Genomic DNA, 24,819 nt, shown 5'->3' with positions numbered 1-24,819 from the left:
TTCCGCCGAAAAGGCTACCACTAGGCAAAAAAGGAATTAACGAAACACACTGAAATGAAAAAATTCTCCTTATTCGTTCTTACCCTCATTCTTACAAGTCAAGCGATTGCACAAAATGTGGATTACAATACGCCGCTTTATACCAATCAGACTTTCACTAAAACAGTTAACCCGGCATTGCCGGTTGGCAGTATCCCCTCGAGTGGAAATGTATCGTCTTCTGGCGGTGCTACTTATTCTATTCCAATCGCGGTCCCGCCAGGTACAAATGGCATTGCTCCCTCGTTTTCAATCGATTATCATTCACTTTCAGGAAGCGGACCGGTAGGAAATGGCTGGAATATATCCGGGCTGTCAGTCATCAGCCGGTCGGGTCAGACTGTTTACCATCATGGACAAGTTACCCCGGTTGACCTCAGCACCAATGACCGTTTTACGCTGGATGGGCAAATGCTCATGGGCTTGTCGGGAAGTTACGGAGCAAATGCCGCGACGTATGGGACAGAGAGTGAGAATTTTGCAATTATAACCTCAAACGGCATCAGCGGCACAGGCCCGACCTGGTTTAAAGTGGTGACCAAAGATGGCATCGAAATGGAATACGGCAACACGGCCGATTCCAGGGTGATGGACGAGGCCAGCGTGAATGTGCTTTTCTGGAGAATGAATCGCCTGAAATATCCCGATGGCAATTACATCGACTTCAAATATACTTTCACCGACCGGGATTCAAGGATTGATGAAATCAATTACACAGGAAACACTATTACCGGACTTGCGCCTTACAATAAAATTAAATTTGACTACAAAGTAAGAGGAGACATCAATGGCCAGTATCTAGCCAGTTCGCTCATAACCAGCAAATTCTTGCTCGACAAAATCTCAGTCACAGCAGAAGGCAGTATTTCCAAAAGCTATCAGTTTAATTACGGCTGGGATAATATTAATTCCTATCTGAGGGAAGTGGTTGAATCGGGGGCTGATGGGAGCAGCCTGAACTCGACTATTTTTAAGTATGGTGAAGTTCCGGTCCCATTTCAAAATGCAAGTTTATCGAATGGAAATTTTCCGGCCCATGATCCTTTTTTCGGGGATTTTAACGGGGACGGAAAAACGGATGTGATTACCGCGGTGTCGGTCAATTCCGGGATCCCCTATGTGAATTATCACGACACCCTTGCTCTTCATTTATCGCAACCGAACACACCCCTGCTTTCGAACGGGGCAAAATTCAAGTTAAGTCCCAATTATTCGCTCGTTCGGGGTGAGAAAATTCCCAACGATTATAACATCCTGGCAGGCGACTATACCGGAGATGGTCTTGACGATATCGTTACCCTGAAAATAACGAACGCCGGCTCGTATAGTAAACTCGACAGCGTAATCATCTATGAAAGCACCAATGCTGCGCAATCTTTCATCAAACACCGTCGGAGCGTTCAGCCCAATTTTTATAAAATACCCTCCAAATTAAACTATTTTCTTCCTGGCGATTTCGACGGTGACGGGATCAACGAATACATCACGATCCTGGGCAATGACTTAAACAGTTACCTCCCGTTTTTATGCACCAATTACATCCAGGGTGGCGCCTGTGGGAGTATTGGTGTTGCTGGCGCGACTGGATTTCCCATTGCTGACTGGGCCAATGCCGATAAAATCTATGTCCTGGATTTCAATGGCGACGGCAAAAGCGACCTGATGCTGATCAAAGACAATCTTTGCGAGATATTTACGCTGGACGCAAACGCCGCCCGCCGCATTTACTCCTCCAATTTCCCGACCAAAGACCACCTGGTTTATTTCGGGGATTTCAATGGCGACCGCAAGACCGATTTATTGACCCGAAGCTCGCTAACCGATAATGCGGCAACCTGGACGAAAGCACTGTCCACCGGGGCCGGTTTCATACCCTCAACCTTCACCTGGTCGCAAATTCCGAACATTACCAATGAATATTATAAGAACCATCACGTGAACCTGGCCGATTTCAATGCGGATGGTAAAACGGATATTTATCACGGAAAGAATAATGCGAATTTCAGTGCCGCAAAGCTGGATATCTATTACAGCAGGGGTGTCGACTTTTTCGATATTCAGAGCGACCTGGCAGAACCCGTCTCTTCTTCTCCCTCCTACATGGCAGATCTGGATGGGGATAGCCGGGCCGAGGTAATCAGTGTGGATTTTTATGCCAATCCTTATAAACATTTCAAATTCAAACCTTCGGGTAAAGAGAACCTGATCCATAAAGTCGCCAACGGCATTGGACATATCTCCACCTGGAATTATAAAAGCATGTCCGATGGCGGGGATTTATATACCAAAGGAGCAAGTTCAGCCTATCCCTTCAACAGTGTGCAGCTTCCGATGTATGCGGTTTATCAGTTTGTCAGTCAAAATGGTGTTGGTGGTGAGAATACGATCCAATACAGTTATGAGGATGCCAGAATACACCGGGCGGGGAAAGGCTTGCTGGGATTTTCAAAAACAACCAGTTTCGATCTGGTCAGCGGCACGAAGTCCGTGTCTGAAAATGAATTCAACACCACTTACTATGTATCCGCTCCCCAAAAAAGCAGGACGTACTGGATAGCAGGCAATAAACTGATCAGTGAAAATACCATTGTCGACGAATTTATCCAGCAGGGTGCCGCAGGTAACAAACGCTTTTTGTACAGGGTCAAAAGCAGCAGCGAAAACAACGCTTTTGAAGGCAGAACGGCAAGTTCCGTTAACAATACGTTCGACAACTACGGGAATGTAACCCAAAACACGGTAAACCATAACAACGTTGAAACGACCGTCACAACCACCGTCTACGGTGCTTATCCCGGTACAATCCCTAACAAGCCCACCTCAGTGACAGTCAGTAAAACCAGGGGCGGGCAAGCTGCCTTTGCCGTAACAACCGGCATGGGGTACAACAATCTCGGTCAGCTCACCTCCAAAACAGACTTTTCCGGGCTGCCCAAAAGCGTCAATACAACTTTTGACTACCACCCGCTGGGAAATCTGAAGAAATCAACTGTTACACCATCGGGGCTTGCGGCCCGCGCCACGTCTGCAACATATGATGCCAAAGGACGTTACGCCGAATCTACAACCAATGAGCTGGGGCAGGTTTCAACAGCCACCTATGACCCCAAGTGGGGAAAACCGCTGACATCAACCGGCATTGACGGCCTTACTACCACTTTTACCTATGATGCTTTTGGAAGGGCGGCCACAACCGCTTACCCGGAAGGATATACGGTCGTCAATTCTTTTGGCTGGGATATGGCCAACGGGGCCATCTGGTTTAATCTCGTTGCCCATCCGGGAAAGCCCGATGTGAAAACCTGGTTTGATGTTTTGGGAAGGGAGATCAAAACACAGACCGAAGCATTCCCTTCCGGATGGACCACGCAAACCACCTCGTACGACAACCGGGGCAATGTGGCAACATCAACACAACCTGCCAAATCCTGGGAGCCGGTACTGACGACCACCCATACTTACGACGCTGCCGATCCATATAATCGCCTGATTAGCACCTCCAATGCATTGACCAGCACGACACTGTCTTACACTTATAATGCTGGCATATTAACCACAACCCGTACAACAGCCGGGCAATCGGCCTCAACCGGTACGGATGCAACCGGCAAAACGGTGAGCGCGACAGACAACGGCGGTACACTTACCTACACGTATTACAGCCACGGCGGTCTCAAAGAAGTCAGTAACGGGACCGTCATCACCAGCAGCCAATACGATGTACAAGGCAGGCAAACTTCCCTGACCGACCTCAATGCCGGTACCACCGCTTATGATTACAATGCGCTCGGACAACTCGCCTCGCAGACCAATGCGAACAACAAAACCCACACGATGCAATACGACCTGCTGGGCCGGACGCTCAACCGGACAGGGCCAGAAGGCGCAACGGTTTATGAGTTTTATCCTACTGGCAGCGGCGCTTCTACCAACCAGCTCAAAAAAATAACCGGCTTTGCAGGCAACCTGGAAGAATTTACTTATGATAACTATGGCAGGCTGCAGACTTCCAAGCAAACCGTGGATGCAACCGCCTACACGACCACTTATGGTTACAACCTATACGGCGATATAACTTCGGTCCTTTATCCTTCCGGCTTCGGGACCACACACGGCTACGACAGCAATGGTTACCCGACCACCATTAAAAACGGGAACAGCTCGGTAACACTCTACACCAACACCGACATGAACGGGCTGGGCCAAAACACGGCCTATGCATTGGGGAATGGCAAATCGTCCGCAATCACCTACAATTACGGCATCCCCAAACAGTTCACAACTGCGGGCATCCAAAACCTGGAACTGACCTGGGATTATGCCAAAGGCAACCTCGACAAGCGTAAGGATTACATCAAAAACAAGGAGGAAAGCTTCACTTACGACAACCTCAACCGCCTGCTCACAGCGACGGTTTTGGGCAAAGCCGCCCAGGTAACTACTTACCAGCCCTCGGGAAACATCAGTTCCAAAAGCGACGCCGGGGAGACATTCAGCTACCACCCGACGAAGTCCAATGCATTGACAGGGATCATTTCCCCCACAACAGCCATCCCGGTCCTGACCCAGGAAATTACCTACACGGCATTTAACCAGCCCGAAAAAATCACTGAAAACGGCTCAGGACAGCCTTATGAACTGACTTACACCTATGGCGCCGACTACCAAAGGCTGAAAGGGGTCATGAAAAAGAATGCCGCGCTGATCAACACCCACTATTATTTCGGGTCTTACGAAAAGGATATAACACCCGGTGTCGCCGACAAGCACCTGCATTACATCAGTTCTCCGGCAGGATTAATCGCCATCGTGATCCGCGAAAACGGAGCCGACCAATACTATTACACCTACACCGACCACCTGGGATCACTGCTCACCATGACCGCCCTCAACGGAACCGTCCTTCTGGATCAGAACTTCGACGCCTGGGGCAGGCTCCGCAACCCGACGGATTGGACGTTCGTGAATGTCCCTGCACCGACGAGCTACCTCTATCGCGGTTTTACGGGGCACGAGCATTTGACTAATTTTAATTTGATTAATATGAATGGCCGGATGTATGATCCGGTTGTTGGGAGGGTTTTGAGTGTTGATAATTATGTGCAGAACGGCTATTCGACGCAGGGGTATAACCGGTATAGTTATGCAAACAATAATCCCCTAAAGTATACAGATCCAAGTGGTCAAATTCTTCAAATGGCTTACTTCGCCATGGCTTTCACCGCAGATTTCGCAAGTAATCTGCTAAATGGGGTTGATAAGCCCGGAAAAGTAGCCTACCGAAACGCTTCGAACGCCACGAACGCACTGAGCAATTCCCTGCAATTTCAGATTTACAACAACGGGACGACTTCCGTTTCAGCAGGTATAAACCCATTGGGTATGGGGATTTCGGCAAGTGTTTCTCATACCCAGGGAAATGTTACTACTGGGGTTAACGTGGGTGTCAATATAACCGGTGATTTCACAGTCAATGGAAGCACGTCAATCTCCGCTGGTGGTTGGAATTTCAGCGTTGGCGGCGGCGGCGGCAATAATCACTCTGCCTATGGAGGCAGCATTAGTTATAAAGGCTATGGCGCTGGTTATTATCAAACACGCTATGGTGATGATATTGGACCCGATGGAAAGCCCAATAACCAGGTTGTTGGAGGAGCCAGTTTATCACTAGGTAAAGTCTCCTTCCGAATAGAGAATGACTTTTTCGCATTTAATCATCAGGATCGTTGGCGCTCGAATTCTCTAGAAGTAGGCATTGGAAATTTTGTTATTGGGACGAGGCTTTATAATAATGATCCAAATACTGAGGGATTAGGGACAGAAAACAGCACTGATCGCCTTGGTCACTACAATAAGGATGGGCGAGGTGCCTGGATAAATGGCCAGACATACAGTGCACCCTTGTGGGTGGGATATCGACTTGGGAATACAATAGAACGCATTGGGTACAGTCACCCGCTATTCCAAGACAGAACTCAAAACTTCATACACCTAAGATTTCCTCCTGGATATCAAAACTTTTACAACAAATATGACTCGTTCAAATATGGAATGATGTTCCAAAGTGGCTTTTACAATCCGTATTCATTATGGGGAAGATAAATATTTCAAAAGTAAGCGTTCTACTTGCGATTCTAATCGTCGGCTGCTGGCGTGACGCTCCAAAAAGGTTGAAGGTACGAGAAACTAATTTCTGTTTTTCACCAACTAGAGACAACTCGAAAATTATTCAATCCAACGGCGTTTATTCATTTTACCATAAGGCTCCAAATAAATTGGAATCTTTTGAAAGAATACGCACAAGTGATTACAGCGAAAATTTCATCTTTTTTCCAGCTGGGGAATTATACACATTTCTTAGTACCGACTCTTCTTATGGCCTATGGGGTAGTTATTACATTGATAAAAATATAGTCAAAACGCAATATTTTTCCCCTCCCATTACTGTGTCATGGGACAGAGAAGAAGTATGGTTTGAATTAGTGGACGATCACAGAATGAAAGTAATCGGTAGAACATGGGATAAGATCTTATCCAAATCCGACTTGGATAAATATCAGCGAAACAATAGAAATACGGATGCTGTACTTAGTCAATTTAGCAAGCAAGACACTTTGCCCGATCCCGACAAAAGTTGGCTAAAAAAGCGCAAATGGTTTTGGTGTGACGAGATCGAATACCGGCGATGGAAAAAGGCACCTATATAGCTTGTTTTACATCTATCCTGCTCGACCAAAACTTCGACACCTGGGGCCGGCTTCGCAACTCGACGGATTGGACATTCGTGAATGTGCCAGCGCCTACGAGTTATCTCTACCGAGGTTTCACCGGGCATGTGCATTTGACCAATTTCAATTTGATTAATATGAATGCAACGCGGTTGGCGGCAGGATGTATGATCCGGTAGTTGGAAGGATTTGAGTGTGGATAATTATGTGCAGGATGCTTATTCGACGCAGGACTATAACCGGTATAGTTATGTGATGAATAATCCGTTGAGGTATACGGATCCGAGTGGCGAGACTTGGAAGAGCAATTTTGAGGATTGGGTTGGGAAACGAAGTCCTTTTTTACGCGCCACGTTGTTCTTGCCCACCCTCATGACTCTGAATCCATCAATTGCAATAGTTGATGCCGCTACTTTGGGTGGGTTTTCGACGGGCTTCGTTCAAAGGGGATTTGATGCAGGAACCAACAAAATAAAGAATTTCAATCAATTACTTGGTGGCCAATTCACAGGAACACCGAAGCAGGTCGCCAGTCGCCATTTATGGGAACCTCTTCAAAACGCATTTGGGCTGGGCTTCGCAACTTTGTACAATAATATTGACCCTGATATTGATGTTGATTGCTTTGAAGGCGCGACAGTAGTTAGAGGCTCCAAGGTTTTCCACGACGGCGCTGCGGTTACAATTGGATCATATATCTCAGCAAACAGAGATGACATTAGAGGACCATTACTAGGAAATAATTTGCTTCTGCACGAATACGGGCATTATCTGCAAAGTCAGGAAAATGGCCCTATCTGGATCAATAAATATGGATTGCCTAGTCTAATATCAGCAAGTGGTTCAGGCGATCATAATAGCCTGTGGGTTGAACAGGACGCCAATAGGAGAAGTTTTGAACATTTTGGAAGTAGGATAATTATTAGACAGGGATGGAATTTCGAAGATTTTCCACTTGGAGATATAAAAGCAAAAAAATGGGGCAACGTCGCTGGATTTATTTTCGATCCGCTTGCCATAACAAGATTTTACAAATAAACATAAATATGAAAAATTTAATAATCACATCATTACTGGCTTTGATTTCCTGCGATCCCCCGGTGGATTCACGGCTGATGCTACAAAATCATTCATCAACGCCTATTGCTTTTGTATCGGGAGCGTATCAGGGAGATTCTCTTGAACCTTACAAATTTCACTATTGTAATGCCGGTAAAATGGCTTACTCCCCTGTAGAACCCGACGAGGAAAAGTTGGATCCGACAGGGAATGGCGAAAGATGGGAAGACAAACTTTCCAAATTTTCCAATAGCACCGAAGTGTTCCTTGTTTACCATGCAGATTCCGCAGCTAAATACATAGATAAGTATGGCTGCGATAGCCTGGGAAAACGGAAAGATCTTGTATTAAAACGATTTGATGTTACAATCGATTACCTCAATAAAAACAATTGGACGCTTATTTATCCATAGCATTGTATTAGAAAACGTATTATCTCAACCAATCTTGTGGATCGCCACTCTGCCAACTGGGATTACAGCAATGTGCCTGCGCCAACCAGCTATCTCTATCGCGGCTTTACAGGCGCCTGAGCATTTGACCAATTTTAACCTGATCAATATGAATGCAACCCGCCCCACCGCCGGATGTATGATCCGGTGGTGGGGCGGGTTTTGAGCGTTGATAATTATGTGCAGGATGTTTATTCGATGCAGTCTTATAACCGGTATTCTTATGCAAAGAACAACCCGCTTACATATAGGGATACAGACGGGAACAATCCTTTAATTGGCGCCCTGATTGGCGGGGCCAGCTATACATTGAGTGTTGGTTTCAGCAAAGGAGGGTTCAAAAACTGGGATTGGAATGAGTTTGGCGTATCTGTGGCCGTTGGCTTTATCACGTCGGGAGTGTCTTCCCTCATTGGAGGCGCAACCTCCGGAATTTCCAGCGGTTTGTTGCAGGCTGGGGTGCAAGCCGCAGCACATGGCACTTTTGGAGGTGTTATGTCAGCAGCTCAGGGAGGAAGTTTTAAAACTGGATTCCTCACCGGGTTAGCCGGTTCGGTAGTAGGTTCTGCTACCGCAGGGATGAGCACAGCATTGCAAATTGGCGCGTCCGCAGCATTTGGCGGCGTTGTCTCGGAATTGAGCGGAGGCAATTTCTGAAAAGGGGCTGCGCAGGCTGGGATTGTGGCTGGGTTTAACCATGCAGCGCATGCACTAGATGACCGTGCGGCGGCCAGATTACAGAGACGTATTTTAGCAGATGGCAGGCTGAGTTTAGGGGAGTCGAATGAATGGGCACGGAGAGGCGGAGGACGAGATATAATGATCGATGCGAGCAAACTAGATTTGGGGTGGGTTAAGGATGAGGGTTGGAATAGCGAAGGCGGAAAACATGTCCAAACACTCTATAATTCAGAAGACGGATTAGTTCATGGGAGAATTTATATGGAAAGGTTAAACTCTCAAAGAGTCAAAATACAAAATAGCGAATACGACTTTGATCAAAAGGGGGCATATTTTGACAATTTCTTCAGAAACACCTTCAATACTTGGGGAAGGTGGACTGCCACTCAATTGGGGACGTCGCAGATAATGAAATACATGATCCGATATAGTGGTGAGGGTATAATCAATCAGTACAAACTATATAAACCTTATTAAAATGAGATACTTAAAGCTAATTTTCGTAACGGCATGTATAAGCTGCGGAGGTGGCATTTCCAATTATACCGAAGAGCTAAGCGGTGGCTTTATCTATGTAAATTATGGCGGCATACTTAATATAATCCAATCTCCATCAACAGACTTATTTCCAAGTATTTACGGAGAGGTTATCGACTATACATATGATAATTATTTCATTATTGCAGTTCAACGACCAAGCAAAAAAGGCCATGAATCTCAAATTTCCTTTAAACTCCGAAGCGCCGATCGAAAACGGTACCCTACCAATTCGGAAAAAGAAATGCTAGACAGTGATTTAGTCGCAGATAGTATCATTACCCACGACCCGTACTATCAAAAAATATTCTTACACGAGGTGAACTATTGGATTATATCTCACAAGAAAAAAAAACTGTACGGCCCGCTAACCAAAACGGAATATCTGTCAAAAAGAAAAGAATTAGATGTGCCGGTCGATTTGAAATTGGACGAAGAAAATAAATAAAATAACCTACCCTACTTGATACAAGAAGCTCAATCAACTTTTTGCAATATTATTTTAATCCTTAAAGACCGCTAACAGTTTTCGATTTTGCTTTATGGAAAAGTATTAAGAAGATATTAGTGAATAAGAGCGTGATAATCTTATCCTCTTAGCGCTAATAGCTGGATATGAGCTGACACATTCAATCAACACCATACCGTTAAAAAAATCAAACCACCGTTAAAAAACTCTTGCACAACAAATAGTTATTTTAACAATATTATTGACAACCAAATAATAGCGAAACAAAAAGAGAAATCACAACAATATTAACTGGCAATTCCCCTAAAACAGTAAATATTTCACGGAAAAAGTAAATATAAAAAATTTCTTAGCCAGTAGGTACTTTCGAATTGCGGATCGGTCATCAAGCCCTCACGGTTCGCAGATTCGACATTTCCAAGATCATTCATCATCCCAAATAACCACTTTCACGAACCTGAAACACACGCTACAACTAGTCCTGCCCGCCCTCCTGACACTCGGGCTGCAATCCTGCCCAGCGCAAACGGAACCAGCACAGCCGATTCCGGAGGGTTACGAATCCTGCTGTGGCACCCAGCCGGTTGTTTTTAAAGATCATGGTACAAGCATTTACATCCCTAATGTTTTCACGCCTAATGGGGACGGCATTAATGATCTTTTTATACCTTCAATCAATTCCGAAGTTCTTGCCCTGGTCAACTTAACGATCCTAACCCCGGGAAAAGACACATTACTATGGAGAGGGGTTACGTTTGTCCATTCCGGCAATCTGAGAGAAAATGCCTGGAATGGAAAGCGTTATGATGGAACCGTTTACAGCGGACCGTTCTGGTTCGGAATGGAGGTTCAGAGCCGCGACCACCATATCAGCATTGTGGAGGGAGTAGCATGCGCAATACCCTGCAAAAAGGACATGACTGTGTTCAAAACAAAAGACGGGTGCTATTATCCTGCACAGGCAACGAAAGACGGAACGGTCGATCCTGGAATTCCAAATTCAGAAAAGGACTGTCTTTAATTGCCTCAATGAATTAATAGAAAGCATTCTCCCTTCACTCAAAAAGAATTCAAACACATACTCCATGAAAATCCATTGCCTGATTATAGCACTTTTGCTATCCAATGTCTGCATAGCCCAAGTCAAATTCGCCTACGACAATGCCGGCAATCGACTTAAAAGAGAGTACGATGGTTCTCTGGTTCAATTAGATGCAAAAGTCTATTTAAAAGGGGCATACCGTAGTGGGCAAGTTGATATGGCTAACGATCTACAGATCTATTTCACAGCCACTTCAGGTCTGTTGCCCTCAACTGACCCTTATAACGGGGGTGCAACTTATCCCAACATTGGAGACCCCGCGGGTGTAGCCGGAGCCTTGGTAGACTGGGTAAAAGTCGAGATCCGAAATGCCGCAAATCCGGCGGTGATATTGCAATCCAAAAGCCTGTTATTGAAAACAAATGGCAGCATTGTCGATGTTGATGGGGCCGTTCCAAAATTTGTTGCGCAGCCCGGCCCTGTTCATGTTGCCATCAAACACCGGAACCATGTAGCAATTATGAGCAATGCAATCGCAGCTTTTAATTCCGGGACTGTGCCCTATGATTTTACCAATGACCTTACAAAAGCTAATAAGCTGGCAAGCGATCCTCCTCAAACGACTAATCTCAATGGGAAATGGGCAATGTGGTCGGGAGATCTAAACGGGGATTATGTAGTACAATCGCTTGACCTTGTAAAAGTAAGGTCCGCATTCAATAAGGGGATTTTTGCGACCTATGTTCCGACAGATCTGAACATGGATGGCGTTGTGGCAGCGGTTGATATCGCCATCATACGTAACGCATTCAATGCAGGGCACTTTTCAACATTATCCAATTACGATCCTAATTAAGTCGTTGCCAAAGCTGAGGAGCGAGGAACGTTAGGCACTCTTTAGGCTTTTCTGATTCTGTACTGAACCCCTACGCCGACTTCAACCACGACACAGGCATATTCTCATCGTATTTTCCGAAGATTACCGGGATCTGGCCTTTGTCCTCAGGGCCGTATTTCGGTAATGTGGACAAGTGCAGGTACAAGTAGTCGAATGCTTCCTTGATCGTCACGAGGTCATCTTTGTTTTTGTCAGCTGGTCCCTGCATGCCGTCGACCAGGAATTTCGTAAAGTAGCCATGCTGGATATCGGGGTTTTCGGACGAATATTGGTAAGAACGTGCTGCCATCAAGACCACCAATCCCGACTCTACATCTTCAAAAGAACGCAAGGAAATGCGGGGATCCTGAGCTATTTGCTGATCCGGACCTTCCACCGCCGCCCTTTCCCTGTTTTTCATGCTGCCCGACATACATGCATCCGCAAAGCAGAGCCTGGTTTTGGCATGACACTTTTTGAATGCATTTTTAATGTCCTTATGTACCAGCTCGGTTTCTTTGTTGCCCAATACCACGTCGTAAGGAACAAAGATGCCGTTGGCACCATGGCCTGCAAAGTAAAAGATCACGCGGTCATTCGAAGTAGATTTGGCAAAGATCTCATCCAGCTTGCTCAATATCTGAGACTTACTGGCTTGGCTGTCGATCAGTAGCGAGATATTTTCTTCCGGAACTGAGCCGCCTGCCGAACTTTTTAGAAAATCGTAGAACATCTTGGCGTCGTCGTCGCAATAACTGAGGTCGTTCAACTGGCCATTGCCTGCCTTTTGTGGATCTACGCCGTTCAGATAATCAGATATTCCCACCACCACTGCATAGGTTTCGCCATCGTATTGCTCGGAGCTTTTGAACCATTTGTAGCCAAAAAATATACCGCCGGCTACGACTAGAAAGATCAGGACACTTGTAATATTTTTCATTTGGGAGAAGATTAATGAGTGAATGAATGAGTCCGCCGTGGAACTGGAATGTGGCAGCCTTGGAATGGGCGTGTAGATTTTTTTTATCTGCGGATGGCTTGGTTGAAAAGGTCGTTTCCTACTTTTTGCCAAAATGCACCAGCATTGCTCTTGGGTTTGTTGTGCTTGGCTTTGGCTGTGGTATAAGGATTGATCGCGGCCGTATAAGGGTTTTTCCTCCTTTTGCCCATACTGTACAGTGACTGCTGGGCATTCCAGTTGCCCTGGGCGGCGGACAAACCGTAGTAGTACTTTGCTTTGGTTTCATCTTTGGGAACACCCAATCCATCCTGATAAAATCTGCCCAATTCGAATTGTGCCAGGCTGGATTGAGCAAGTGCAGCACGTTCAAACCATGTCCTTGCCCGTGGATAATCTTGCTTCACTCCAAAACCGCCCTCTGCGTAAATGTAACCCAGACACTCTGCTGCCCTTAAAATTTGCTTTTGATTGTAGGAAGCTTCATAATATTCCGCCGCAGTTTCGTAATTGGTCCTTGTGCCTTTACCTTCGAAATAAAGCTTAGCCAGGCTGTATTTAGCCCATTCATAATCTTCTCCCTTTTCAAAATAGTCCATGGCCTTCTTAAAATCAGGCTGTGTGCCTGCTTTTCCATCTTTGTAAAATACCCCAAGCATGTAATTGCTGGTATCGTCCATGGCGATTGTGCCGGAATATTTATCAAGGATTTGAAATATTTCCTGATTGATCCTAACGGAATCCCGAGCGGCGGCTGTTGAGAAAAATGCTGACTTAGCCCACGAAAGATCTTTTTCAGCAGCAGACTGCCAGTAAAAAAAAATGACGAGAACGATTCCCAATACCCCGGCAGCGCCAGCCCAGGCGACTTTTTTAGAAGGAATTTTAAAAGGCGGTGCCCCTTTTTTCATCTTCGCTGTGCATATACCGGCCTGTGTTTTTGCGTACACATTGGACGGATCGATACCAAGGACCTCCTGGTATTTTTTGAGCGCTTCGTTGAACAAGTGCTCTTTTTCAAAACCTGATTTATTTTCCGCAGCCCTGAAAAATTCATCCGCCCGGCTAGTCAGTTCTTTTACATTGGAAAAAGGCTCGTCGAGGCGGATCGTATTTTCGTCGTTCAAAACCTGCTTTTCGACCTTTGGAGCCGGGGACACCCCCAAGATAGCGAGCAGCTCTTCTGCTTTTTGAACCCTTTTGGTGTTGTCGGCCACCAAAGATTTCTTGATAATCGTCCTAAACGGTTCCGGTACCTGGCCCAGCTTCTCAGGTACTTTTCCTTTCACGATCAGCTTGCTTACTTCCAAATTCCAGCTCTCCTGGCTCGTGGAGCGGGTTGCATCAAAAGGCAAATCGCCGACAAACATGTGAAAGGCAATAATTCCAAATGCCCATAAGTCCACATTATGCCTGATCTCGCGGTTCTGGATCTGCTCTGGGGCCGCATAAGCAATGGATAACCCGATGGACGAATTTTCCACCGGCCTGGTATTGCTATCGGCCAGTTTGCTCAGCCCAAAATCCGTCAGCTTGGGTACCCAGCGATTTCCCTGACGGTCCATCAGGATATTTTGCGGCTTCATATCCCGGTGGATAATATGGTGGCGGTGCAAATGGCCGATACCTTTCAGGATACCTTCCAGTATCTCCTGTTTTTGACCCATGGTAAGCGGGTATTTTTTCAAAACATCGGCCAGATTTCCTTCTTCATAAAAATTGAGGATCGCATAATCGTAACGTACAGGCATAAACTGAAAGCGGTAACAGTTTCCGTAGCGTGCCACATGCTCATGCGAATCGAGCTCGTCCACAATTTGCTTTTCATAAAGCAGGTTAAATTTTTCGTGCTTTACTTCTGCAATTTTCACCGCCACATAACGCTTCTGAACTGAATCGAATGCCTTGTGCACCGAACCGAAACCACCCGCACCCAACAGGGCCTTTTTATCCTGGGTATCGAACTCGTATCTCTTCAAAAATTCTTCGTAAGTCATGATCTTGATGTTTTGTTCTTTGTGACTTTGTCGGAAGTCAGGCCAAGAGGTCACCGCACTTTTTGAGCTTTTTTCCCTTTGACCGAAAGTTTTTTGGATTTGGTATTGGTGTGTACCGCAATGATGGTGTCCGTCTTGGCAGTAACCTGTTCTGCTTTGGCTTTATCCTTCCCGACGGAGTCCTTTTTTCTGCCCAGCAGATAACCTCCCGAGCCAATCATGAGCAGCAAGAGTACCAGCCACAGATTCACATTACGAGTATTCTTTGTGGGTACGGCTTCGGTTTTGGCAACCTCCGTTTTTTTAGCGATGAGCGTTTCCGGTATCAGCTCCACGGTGAGCCGCTCCACCGATTGGATCCCTACGAGATACGCCGTGAAGTTATCATTGCTGTGTTCCTCGCATTTTCTTTGGATCAGCCGCATTTTCGCTTCATCGCTCATATCCCCACGCAGAATATCCGTCAGTTGTTTTTCGTCGATACTTTCAAGGATACCATCGGAACAGAGGAAGAAATAATCCCCCGCCGACAGGTCGGCGATGTGATGAACGTCCGGCTGTACGTCACCGGATCCTCCATGCAACGCCCGCATAATCACATTTTTACGTGGGTGTGTCCGGGCTTCCTCGTCAGTGATCACTCCGGCCTTAATCAGATCATTGACGTAACTGTGATCGCGGGTATGCCACAGAACTGCACCATCACGAACATGGTAAACACGGCTATCGCCCACATGAGCCACCGTGGCGCCTTTCTCGTGCAAATGAAGGAAAGTCAGCGTGGTGGCCATTTCCTGTGATGCGGGATTGGTTTCGGCAAACCTCCTTATTTCGGCCTGTGCACAAGCAACTGCGCTATTTACACTCGCCGTTGTACTTTCCGGAATTCTGTTGCGCTGATAATATTCAGGGATGGTTTTACAGGCAATTTCACTGGCGACCTCCCCCTTTTCACTGCCTCCTACCCCATCGCACACGAGGAACATGTTGTCCTGTGCGGTAGCTTTCCCATGGGTTGGGAAAAGGTTATCCTCGTTATTGCCTCGCTTCCCCATCCCATGAATGGAGAGCGGCGCCGCTATTTCAATCTTCATACATTGTCAAAAAAGTATGGTCTTTGCAAAATCCGTGTTTTGAACTTCCTCGGAAGCTTTACGGGCTGTTCCGGAAGCGGCAGCAGTCTTCAGTGCGACTTTGGTTTTCCCCAATTGCATCATCGCCCCGTCCACCAGTTCTAGCGTAGTCCCGCGTTTCAGCGGATAAGTGTCGACGAAGGTCGGATTAGTGCAGTCGGGATGTTCCGACACCCAGTATTTGTAAATCCCTTCTTTACTTTTAACCACTTCGATCACCAGGTGCCTCCGGCTCATAAACCGGTCGTCCGAACGTATCATCACCTCACAAGGCTTACTTTCCGAATACCTTCCGACGATCTGGGCACCGGGCTTCAAAGGTAGGGTCTGCGATTCGGTAAACTCGTCGTGCACGATGATCCAGCCTACTTCTGAGGGTTCAAAAACAATCGTGGATTCATCCCTCGCCGATTCAACTGCAGCGGACGGCGCGGGCAGGTTTACTTTGATCGGCGCCTTGCAGCGCACGCAGGTGATCAGCGGGTTTTGCACATTGAAGGCTTTTTCATTAACCCTGAGCTGTGCATTGCAGGAAGGACAGACAACGATCATCAATTAGTCAGCTTAAAAGTGAGCATTAAGCCACATCGTCCTCGTTAACCCATTCGTCCGCCCCGTCGAAGTTGTTATCGAAATCTTCCTCGGTATAGGTGAAGTCGTATACCTCGTTATCCATGGTTACGCTGTCGGGTTGGGCTACGGTTTCTTGCGTTACAGGTTCCGGTGCTGCCGGTGATCCGTCTGTTGTATCCATGTTTTCCGTGATCAGGATATCATGGGATGCAGGATCGATGTCGAGGTCGTATACCACTTCATCTTCTGAAAATCCGATAACAGAAAAGCTTTCAGCTTCATTGGCAGTCCAAAGGGTTTCGAAAACGGTTTTGAGGTCTTCTGGCAATGCTGCGTATTCATTGGCATGGCAGGTATGGTACAACTCACCATTCCATTCGAAAAGCTGCGCAGGGCCTTCTGTTTCCCTGGCCCAGTTAAAGGCTTGTTCGAATGTCATGCTGTCCGGAGCATTGACGACGTGTATGTGATCGGGCAGCAACGCCACATCAGGTTGACCGGGAATAGACGAAGCGGGCGCTGGTCCAGGATGACTATCGGATGGCACCGAATCGGCCTGAACGTGAGAACTGTCGGAGGGGCCAGCCGAAGAGCTCTCCCCTGATTTATCGGGAGCGGTCAGTCTCGCCAGCTCATCCGCATTGGCATCGTAAGCGATTGCCCCCATTCCTGCCACGGCACCTGCGGCAACTGCAGCCAAACCTTTTCCTTTTTGTGCTTTTTTCCCGGTTACCTGCACCGGCACCAATTCATTGCTTTCCTCGATTACTTGTGTTTCGTCTGACATGGTTTTAAAATTTAAAAGTTAATAAATGGGCCAACCTGGCCGTTCTGAACCTTTGTCGTAAAGCCTGGTAAAAGGTCACCGGATTTTTTGGGGGAAATTTAAAACCACCTGGCTTTGCATTTCGGGCATTTTCTTAAATGCTCGCAATCATTCCAGGTCAGCCAGTCGTAATCGCGCAATGGTTGCTGGCAAGCCGGGCATACCCAAAGTCTGCGGATATCTTCTTTCCATTTGACCCTTCTTTCCTCAATTTGATAATGCTTGTTCATGATCAGGATGATGAGCCTGCCGATGTACGGAATGGCCAGCATCACGTCGATCTTTTTCTGGATCTCGAGCATCGCTATGCGCTCTTTTTCCAATGCATCCCACACGGGGCGCATTTCCCGGAATTCGGAGATGAAGTCGTCGGGCCGCTTGTTGTAGCGGAAAATTTTATTGGCATCAAAGGGAAGCTTGCCCAAAAGAATGCTGCTGCGCGGATTAAACTCGGTTTTCCTGATCCGGACACCATCTACATAAGTGCCATTCGAAGAATCGTTATCTTCCAGTAATCCCGAATTTTCGGGGCCCAGGGTAGCAAATGCATGATACGCGCTGACGCTCGGATGATCGACAACAATATCGTTATCCGGCTTACGCCCAATACGGAGTTTTTGCTGGTTCATTGCGTAGAGAAACGAAGCGTTATTTGGACAGAGGTAAAGGGATGACCTGATCCGTTTTTTGTATAGGGTAGCTGAGCTCGCCGATATGCAACAGGTATTGGCGGGCATCCAGATCATACGCTAAGCTGATCTTCTGGTGCTTTTCTGTAAGCGTATCGGAGTATATTTCCAAAGTATTCGTAAACCGGTAATTTTGTTTGTATTGCTTGCTCCGGAGAATGGAGACATCGATCTGCTGCCTGGCCCGCAACTCGGGCTTGAAATTTTCACTCTTCCAGATCAGTAACGGCACCCTGAAAGTTTCCGACTTTTTCTCCTGACGAACCTCCACCTGGTCTCCGATCTGGTCTCTTTGTTTTAAAACCGTCCATATCCCGATCATGGTAAGCGCAACGGAGGCTGCAACAGCCATATACGACCAGTTGCCCCAGGTCACTTTCGCATCCATCTTTCTCTTTGGGTTATTCAGCTGTATAACCGGGATTTCCCTGGCCTCCTTCCGTTTTTCCTCCGCCATTTCGGCCTGAAACCTGTTGAACAGATTACGCAGCTTATATTTTTCCGTCCTTACCGCGATCAGGTTTCTGACTGCGCGCTGGGCCTCTACTTCCAGCCTGAGGTCTCTGTCCTGCAACATCTGGTTTTCGAAGGAATATTTTTCAGCTGCCGGCATCTCGTTGTCGAGGTACTGGTCTATCCATTCGGTTTTGCTGTCATTTTCCATGGTATTAGCTGTAAAGTTGTTGCAATACGTTTTTGCCCAGTAAACGCGCTTTATCCATACACTTGTTTTTCTGACTTTTGGCGGAATTATCGTCCATAAAGCCTAGTCTGGATGCGATTTGGGACATGGTCAGCTTTTCATAATAAAAGGCCTGTAACAGCATCATACACTTCTCCCCAATTTGTCCGAGCACCTTTTCCAGAGCCCGCATATAGGGCGAATCGTGATCTTCTTCGATGACAGCCCTATCCAGTTCTTCATCAAATCCCGATTCTACTACCTTCCCCTTCTGCCTCAGCCGGTCGATCCATTTGTAGTAGCAGATCGAATAGAGGTAAGTCGACAGCCTGCTGCTTAACTGGTCCAGCCTGCCTTTTCTGACTTGCAATACCACCTCCATCATCGACTCCTGGTAAACGTCCTGGGCATCGTCCTGTCCTCCGCTGTTTTTCAGCACCATGTGAAGGATTTTCCCAAAATTGTCCTTGTAAAAAAGGCCCATAGCCTTTTCATTTCCATCTTTGATAGCCTGGATTAGCGGAGAGTCCGGAGAACCAATTTCTGTTACCATAGTGGATCGTTCAGAAGAGGGAAAAGTCACTTCTAATCCAGATTATTTTTTCCATCGCGGCCAGTATCTCATTCCGAAACAAGTAAAGGATAACACGATATAATTCAGGCTGCCTAAGCAACCTTCTACATCGAATTATCCTTTACAATCGGCCAGACAAATTTCCCCTCGGGAGAAGTCCGGTTCAATACCTAGTTCTAACTATTTTATGGAATGGCAGCAGCTAATATTTCTGAGTATCCGGATGAAAGGTGCGCCAGCTATGCCAGAACTCCTGGTAGGCATTCACCCGCTCCAGGTCCTCACCAGTGCCCGTCAGGCGTTTTCCAAGGAGGTTGAATGGGGTTTGATCCACAAAAAGTGTATCATTTCTGATTAAAAACTGCTGATCTTTCGAGGGTCTTTCGAAAGCAAAAAAGCTCTGGTTGTCCGACGCCATCGCAACAACTACGGGGACCTGCCCAACCTGGTCATTAACTACCCTTTCCTTTTTCAGGCGCTGCCAGTCGAAAGCCTTGCTTTTACCTTTCACCTGCACACCCACCACCCAGGATTTGTCCTTCCAGCTTGTTGTATCGGTCTTAGTAAGCACTGATCTCCCCCGGCCACTTTCATAGCGGCTCATCGAATCGTACTTAGCCTGATAAACCGGATCGGGCTGCATGACTTTGCTGTCCGGATGCAATTTCAGCCACTCCGCCAGGGACGTTTGTGTACTGGGCAATTCCGGCAACATTTTGCCTTTCAAAGGCCCTGCAATCGCTTCTCCGTTTGCCTGCCGCCACCAGCTTCCGGTAGCTTCATCTTCGAACATTGCATTGAAATGGTCCATACCCACCAGCCTGAATGACGCTGGCTTCCGGTCGACAGTCGGCTCAAAAATCCGTCCTGTCCGGCAGACCGTGCAATAGGTGACCATAATGGGTTGGCCGCCCAGCGTATCCCTTACCTGGTGGTGATACCCGATGTACTGGATCGGATAAGCTTTGGCCTCTCCATTGATTTCCGCCCCGATCACCAGTCTTTCCAGGCCCACTTTATTTGACGCAGAATCCCGGGTCATAACCGTTTCGGGCTGATAAAACATCGTATCCGCCGCCATTTCGTAGTTGGTCGCATACGTTAGCCCGACAGCCAGTAAAAGAAACAGCGCCGGAACCCATTTTCTTTTTCCGCCAAAAACAGAAAAAGACCCGATCAGGATCAGCGCCCAGAAAAATATCCTGAATTCCCATCGCCAAACGTGCAGAAAATAAGCGGCATCAATGCTGTTCATCTGCTGGCTGCCCGGCATAGGCATAATGAAATAGACTTTTGCAATTTCGTAAAGGATAATGCCAAGGATTCCGAGGTAGAAGAGTTTTTTCATATATGTAAAAATAGTATCTATTTCTCAGTTGGGTTGTTGGTGACAACACCAACAATGGCCATAAACAAAGAAACGGGTTCGCCATATGGCAAACCCGTTTGCCTAATATATTAACCTATGATAATGCAATTACATGGATCATTTGCTTCTTGCAGCTACGATCAGCGCGACGAGAAAAGGGACCGTAAACACAAGCAATGCATTTCCGAAACCTCCCAGCACACTCACCATTGATCCGATAAAAAATACTGCAGTCGCAGTAAAAAACCTCCCCACATTAAAACAAAAACCCGTTGCCGTACCCCGGATAGAAATCGGGAATAATTCCGGGATATAGCTCGACAAAGCGCCCTGGCTGATGCCGAAACCAAAAGCGAGCATGGCGGTTTCGACGTAGATGATCGTTGAAAAATGACTATTGGTCAGGAACAGAACACCGCACATGACCACACACAGGCTGAACGTGCCGATCAATGTTTTTTTCTTACCAAAACGGTTGATCAGCATTCCGGAAAATATGCCGCCGATGATACCGCCCATACCAAGCAGGATCATGATCAGCCCACGTTCTTTTTGCCCCACTTCCCCCTTTGCCAGCAAGGTTTGCGCCCAGGTAGGCAGCCATGAAAAAATCCCCCAGAGCCCGATGAGCACGCAACCGAAAATGAGTGCACCTGAAATCAGGTTCGGCCGGTTGTTTTCATCAAAAATACCCGCAGTATCCTTGGTAACAATCCTTGTAATCTTCCATTTGCCGGATTCAGGGGCCAGAAGAAAGATCAGCACCGCCGCCAGCACCGGGATAATGCCAATGCCGAAAGCTGTGCGCCAATGAGAGAAGATCAGGTTCAGGCTTCCCGTGGTTACAATTCCTACCGGAAAACACACCGCCAGGATTCCCAGCATTACAGCCCGGCTGCGTTCCTCCCAGATCTCGGAAATATAAACTGTTGAGATCAACAATACGCCGCCGACGCCCATACCGGCAAAAAAACGCAGTACCAGCAATGAGTACCAGTCGGGAACAACAGTAATAAGACAAGTGCAAAGCCCATATAAGCCCGTCACCAGGGCCAGTGACCTTACCCTGCCGATACGGTCACTTACCAGCCCAAAAAACAAGCCGCCCACCATCCAGCCATACAGGTAAATGGCACTTACGTAAGCACCCATTTCACCTAATTGTGCCTGGCTCACGGCCACACCTTTCAGTTCAGGAATCGCAATAGGCAGGTATACCGACATCAGGGTCGAAACCGTACCACTGAGAACATAACTCACTACGCACAACCCAAAGGCAAGCCATTTCCCCGAAACACGCTTGGCTTCCAAATCAACTACGTCCAGTGTCTGCATCATTGCTGTTGAGGGTTATCTGAATAACTGATCAAAATTCAAGCTGACATAATACAAGCCTCCGACAGCCGGGGATCCGTATGCCTGTACAATGTATTTGTTGGCAATATTGGAACCGCCCACTTTAACAACCGTCTTAATACTCGGGATCCGGTAGCTCACTTGAGCGTCGAGCAGGTTGTAAGCATTTACTCTTCCGGGACGGAGTTCTGTGAATGTTCCGTACCAGTCAAAAGCGCTTTGCCAGTGCCAGGCCACGTTAAAGCCCAGTTTATCTGTCAGTTTCGCGTTGCCGAACGTCACATTGGTTTTCGTTTTTGGTGTGTTAAATGCCGGGATGTTGTTCGGATCTGCATTTTTGAGGTTAAATTCAATGAAAGTGGCATTCACCCCCAGCTTGTAATTTTTAGGCAATGAATAGGTCAACCCCGCACTTACACCCTGGATCGAAACTTTGTCGGCAGCATTGGTATACAACTGGAATAGTTGTCGGTCTGCGCCCAGAAGCTCCGCGGCTGCGGCAGGGTTAATCGATCCATCGGCTAATAGAATATTGGATTTCGCTCGGGCAACCACGGTATTGATCATAAAATCCGTGTATTCGCTGTAATAGTAGTTGATGTCAAACAGCAGCTTCTTGGCGATAATACCTTTGTAGCCAATCTCGTAACTTTTTACTTTTTCAGATTTGATGTAAGGCACGTTCGACTTCACCAATTTATCCTTGTTATTGGCAACAGCTTGCGGGAAAGGCGTTCCTTTTTGCAGATCAGCCCCGAAAGCGCTTGCAAAAGCCGAAAAAGAAGCGATGGTTACCGAGTTTTCGTAAGCGTTCAGACCCGCCGAATTCACAGGCGCCCCGCCGAGAATGATGATCGGGCCTACATTCAGCTTAATATACTGGTCACCGATAGTCGGGTTACGAAATCCGGTTTGGTAAGAAACCCTGAAATGATGGTTTTCCGATGGCGAGAATACCGCAGAAGCCCTTGGTGTAAACCGGCCGTCAAAGTTTTCATTCTTATCGTAACGTCCTGATAGCGTCACTTTCAAAACATCTTTCCAGAATGACTTCGAAAGTTGAGCAAAGGCGCCGTACTCGCTGTTGGTAAGATTTTTATCTTTATCATCGAAGAGCGTCCCGCCTGTGTTGAGATAATATTTACGATAGTTTCCGCCCACCTGCAAGTTGACGAATTTCAATGCTGAGCTGAAATCATACATCCCCTCCACGTGGCGGAGACTGCACTCGCTCAGAATCCCTGCCCCTGCCAGTCCGCGTGTCTGGATCAGCCGTTCCTTTGCGGCATCAAATGCAGCGGTCCCCGGCATGATCATCCCCTGGTCTGCGAACGCCCGGGCAGCGTTGTGGTCTTTTGTAGTAACGCCCGTTACTGTTCCATTGTAAGCCGCTGCATATCTATCAAACCAGGTTGCGTCGGCTTTGTCAGGTGTAACGGTGTTGCCGCTGAGGTCTTTTACCCAGGTCCGGTTGATCTGCTGACCCAGTGCTCGGGTATTGTATGAATTGGTGGAATATTCATTATTGGTATAGGCTCGCACATAAAAGTTGCTGCCTTTCAGCTCAAGCTTGTGTTGCATGAACTTAAAATCGTTGATCACAAAACGGTTACTGCCTGTATACTGGGCCGTGCCTTGGTTGAAGTTAGCCTGATAAATCAATTCGAGCTTATCGGTAATACGATAATGCAACGCGGCGCTGGATTTGAAGCTGTAGACGCCATAGTTTGCCAGGTCTTTTTCTTCGTAACCTGTACGCGACACGCGGCCAATGTTTGGAAGTGTCTGCGCTACCTCGTCACCGTAAATATTCAGCTGGTTCTTGCCCGGATTGTTCGGGCCGCGGTCTGCAGCAGGCGTATTGGGGTCGATATCGGTGTAATCATTTGCATACCAGTCTGTTCCTTTGAGATAGGACACATTGACCTTGAATGCAAATTTATCGTTGAAAGCTTGTGCATAGCGTATGGCCAGGTCGTACATTGGTTTCGCTCCGAGTCCGGTTCCGTCGCCAATGTGGTTCACGCCAAACTTGGTTTGAGCGCTCAATCCCTGGTATTCAAACGGGTTTTTTGTCCTTGTATTCAACATTCCATTAAATGCGATCGGGCCATACAATGCGGAGGCCGCGCCTGGGATCAGTTCCACACTTTCCACATCGATATCATGCGGTCCAAAGAGGTTACCCATTGCAAACCCAAGACCGGACGGCTGGTTATCAACTCCGTCCACCAACTGCAGAAAACGGCTGTTTCCGGTGCTGTTGAACCCTCTTGTGTTGATTTGCTTATAAGTCAGACTGCTGGTTACCATATCCAGCGATTTCATATTCACTAATCCATCAAAATAATTGGCGGAAGGCGTCTGCTGCACAGCCCGCGAATCCATTTTCTCTATGCTGACCGGCGAGCGCAGAATGCTTTCTTCCACACGGGAAGCGGTGATCACCACCTGATTCAACTCCTCAATGGATTGGGTCAGATTAATACGCAGGCTCTCCGTAGAAACAACTTCCGTCTCCTGAGTTGCATACCCGATCAGGGAGACAATCAGCGTAGCAGGTGTCGACGATTTTAATTCGAAATAACCTTCGGCATTGGTAATTGCGCCGGTGTTTTTTCCTTTCACTTTAATCGAAACACCAGCGATGGGCTTTTGAGAATCATTGTCATAAACGTTACCTGAAATCTTAGTCGATTGCGCGTGAACACTTTGCGCTAAAAACAAATGAAGCAGGGCATAGAGAACGAGTAAATGTTTTTTCATAGGTTATGAAAT

The 24,819-nt window shown here is 47.0% G+C and carries 20 protein-coding genes; 8 read left to right on the top strand and 12 right to left on the bottom strand.

Annotation, left to right across the window (positions count from 1 at the left end; genetic code table 11):
* The first annotated feature begins 54 nt into the window (after positions 1 to 54).
* From AC1XUF_RS10055 to AC1XUF_RS10025, 7 genes are all read left to right on the top strand, one after another.
* Positions 55 to 6,141: a polymorphic toxin type 23 domain-containing protein gene (locus AC1XUF_RS10055; protein WP_483341646.1), complete on the top strand. Its 6,087-nt coding sequence runs from the start codon at positions 55 to 57 to the stop codon at positions 6,139 to 6,141.
* Positions 6,129 to 6,746: a type 2 periplasmic-binding domain-containing protein gene (locus tag AC1XUF_RS10050; protein WP_483341645.1), complete on the top strand. Its 618-nt coding sequence runs from the start codon at positions 6,129 to 6,131 to the stop codon at positions 6,744 to 6,746. The genes AC1XUF_RS10055 and AC1XUF_RS10050 overlap by 13 nt, the downstream gene beginning before the upstream one ends.
* Positions 6,725 to 6,946, top strand: a complete 222-nt coding sequence (locus AC1XUF_RS10045; protein WP_483341644.1) for a hypothetical protein — start codon at positions 6,725 to 6,727, stop codon at positions 6,944 to 6,946. Before AC1XUF_RS10050 ends, AC1XUF_RS10045 begins: the two co-directional genes overlap by 22 nt.
* A gap of 76 nt (positions 6,947 to 7,022) precedes the next feature.
* The gene (locus AC1XUF_RS10040) at positions 7,023 to 7,805 is read left to right on the top strand and encodes a hypothetical protein (RefSeq protein ID WP_483341643.1); all 783 of its coding nucleotides are present in this window, start codon (positions 7,023 to 7,025) and stop codon (positions 7,803 to 7,805) included.
* 8 nt (positions 7,806 to 7,813) lie between these two features.
* Positions 7,814 to 8,239 (top strand): hypothetical protein, encoded by a 426-nt coding sequence (locus tag AC1XUF_RS10035; protein WP_483341642.1) that lies wholly within the window; start codon positions 7,814 to 7,816, stop codon positions 8,237 to 8,239.
* A 174-nt stretch (positions 8,240 to 8,413) separates the two neighbouring features.
* Positions 8,414 to 8,935 (top strand): RHS repeat-associated core domain-containing protein, encoded by a 522-nt coding sequence (locus AC1XUF_RS10030; protein ID WP_483341641.1) that lies wholly within the window; start codon positions 8,414 to 8,416, stop codon positions 8,933 to 8,935.
* 502 nt (positions 8,936 to 9,437) lie between these two features.
* Positions 9,438 to 9,944 (top strand): hypothetical protein, encoded by a 507-nt coding sequence (locus tag AC1XUF_RS10025; RefSeq protein ID WP_483341640.1) that lies wholly within the window; start codon positions 9,438 to 9,440, stop codon positions 9,942 to 9,944.
* 496 nt (positions 9,945 to 10,440) lie between these two features.
* Here AC1XUF_RS10025 and AC1XUF_RS10020 read toward each other — a convergent pair whose 3' ends face one another.
* A complete protein-coding gene (locus AC1XUF_RS10020) occupies positions 10,441 to 10,566 on the bottom strand; it encodes a hypothetical protein (protein ID WP_483341639.1) in 126 nt (41 codons plus the stop codon).
* A gap of 484 nt (positions 10,567 to 11,050) precedes the next feature.
* Between AC1XUF_RS10020 and AC1XUF_RS10015 the strand changes: the two genes are divergently transcribed.
* Positions 11,051 to 11,863 (top strand): hypothetical protein, encoded by an 813-nt coding sequence (locus AC1XUF_RS10015; protein WP_483341638.1) that lies wholly within the window; start codon positions 11,051 to 11,053, stop codon positions 11,861 to 11,863.
* Positions 11,864 to 11,933: 70 nt separating this feature from the next.
* Here the strand turns inward: AC1XUF_RS10015 and AC1XUF_RS10010 are convergent, their stop codons facing one another.
* The 11 genes from AC1XUF_RS10010 to AC1XUF_RS09960 all read right to left on the bottom strand — a co-directional run bounded on the left by AC1XUF_RS10010 (position 11,934) and on the right by AC1XUF_RS09960 (position 24,807).
* Entirely contained in the window at positions 11,934 to 12,824 is an 891-nt protein-coding gene (locus AC1XUF_RS10010; protein ID WP_483341637.1) for a caspase family protein, read from the bottom strand.
* An 83-nt stretch (positions 12,825 to 12,907) separates the two neighbouring features.
* Entirely contained in the window at positions 12,908 to 14,839 is a 1,932-nt protein-coding gene (locus AC1XUF_RS10005) for a Sel1-like repeat-containing protein kinase family protein (RefSeq protein ID WP_483341636.1), read from the bottom strand.
* A gap of 50 nt (positions 14,840 to 14,889) precedes the next feature.
* Positions 14,890 to 15,933, bottom strand: coding sequence for a PP2C family protein-serine/threonine phosphatase (locus tag AC1XUF_RS10000; protein WP_483341635.1), 1,044 nt, complete (start codon positions 15,931 to 15,933; stop codon positions 14,890 to 14,892).
* Between the two features lie 6 nt (positions 15,934 to 15,939).
* Complete coding sequence (locus tag AC1XUF_RS09995) at positions 15,940 to 16,524, bottom strand: FHA domain-containing protein (RefSeq protein ID WP_483341634.1); 585 nt, start codon at positions 16,522 to 16,524, stop codon at positions 15,940 to 15,942.
* 25 nt (positions 16,525 to 16,549) lie between these two features.
* The gene (locus tag AC1XUF_RS09990; RefSeq protein ID WP_483341633.1) at positions 16,550 to 17,332 is read right to left on the bottom strand and encodes a hypothetical protein; all 783 of its coding nucleotides are present in this window, start codon (positions 17,330 to 17,332) and stop codon (positions 16,550 to 16,552) included.
* Positions 17,333 to 17,430: 98 nt separating this feature from the next.
* Positions 17,431 to 18,000, bottom strand: a complete 570-nt coding sequence (locus AC1XUF_RS09985) for an FHA domain-containing protein (RefSeq protein WP_483341632.1) — start codon at positions 17,998 to 18,000, stop codon at positions 17,431 to 17,433.
* Between the two features lie 19 nt (positions 18,001 to 18,019).
* Entirely contained in the window at positions 18,020 to 18,724 is a 705-nt protein-coding gene (locus AC1XUF_RS09980; RefSeq protein ID WP_483341631.1) for a hypothetical protein, read from the bottom strand.
* A gap of 4 nt (positions 18,725 to 18,728) precedes the next feature.
* Entirely contained in the window at positions 18,729 to 19,295 is a 567-nt protein-coding gene (locus AC1XUF_RS09975) for an RNA polymerase sigma factor (RefSeq protein WP_483341630.1), read from the bottom strand.
* A gap of 223 nt (positions 19,296 to 19,518) precedes the next feature.
* The gene (locus AC1XUF_RS09970; protein WP_483341629.1) at positions 19,519 to 20,664 is read right to left on the bottom strand and encodes a DUF3179 domain-containing (seleno)protein; all 1,146 of its coding nucleotides are present in this window, start codon (positions 20,662 to 20,664) and stop codon (positions 19,519 to 19,521) included.
* 138 nt (positions 20,665 to 20,802) lie between these two features.
* Positions 20,803 to 22,023 (bottom strand): MFS transporter, encoded by a 1,221-nt coding sequence (locus tag AC1XUF_RS09965; RefSeq protein ID WP_483341628.1) that lies wholly within the window; start codon positions 22,021 to 22,023, stop codon positions 20,803 to 20,805.
* A 12-nt stretch (positions 22,024 to 22,035) separates the two neighbouring features.
* Entirely contained in the window at positions 22,036 to 24,807 is a 2,772-nt protein-coding gene (locus AC1XUF_RS09960; protein WP_483341627.1) for a TonB-dependent receptor, read from the bottom strand.
* Positions 24,808 to 24,819: the final 12 nt, after the last annotated feature.

It is taken from the genome of Dyadobacter sp. HNCC25DJ185, assembly GCF_056895195.1.
This window is presented reverse-complemented; position numbering and strand designations above follow the sequence as displayed.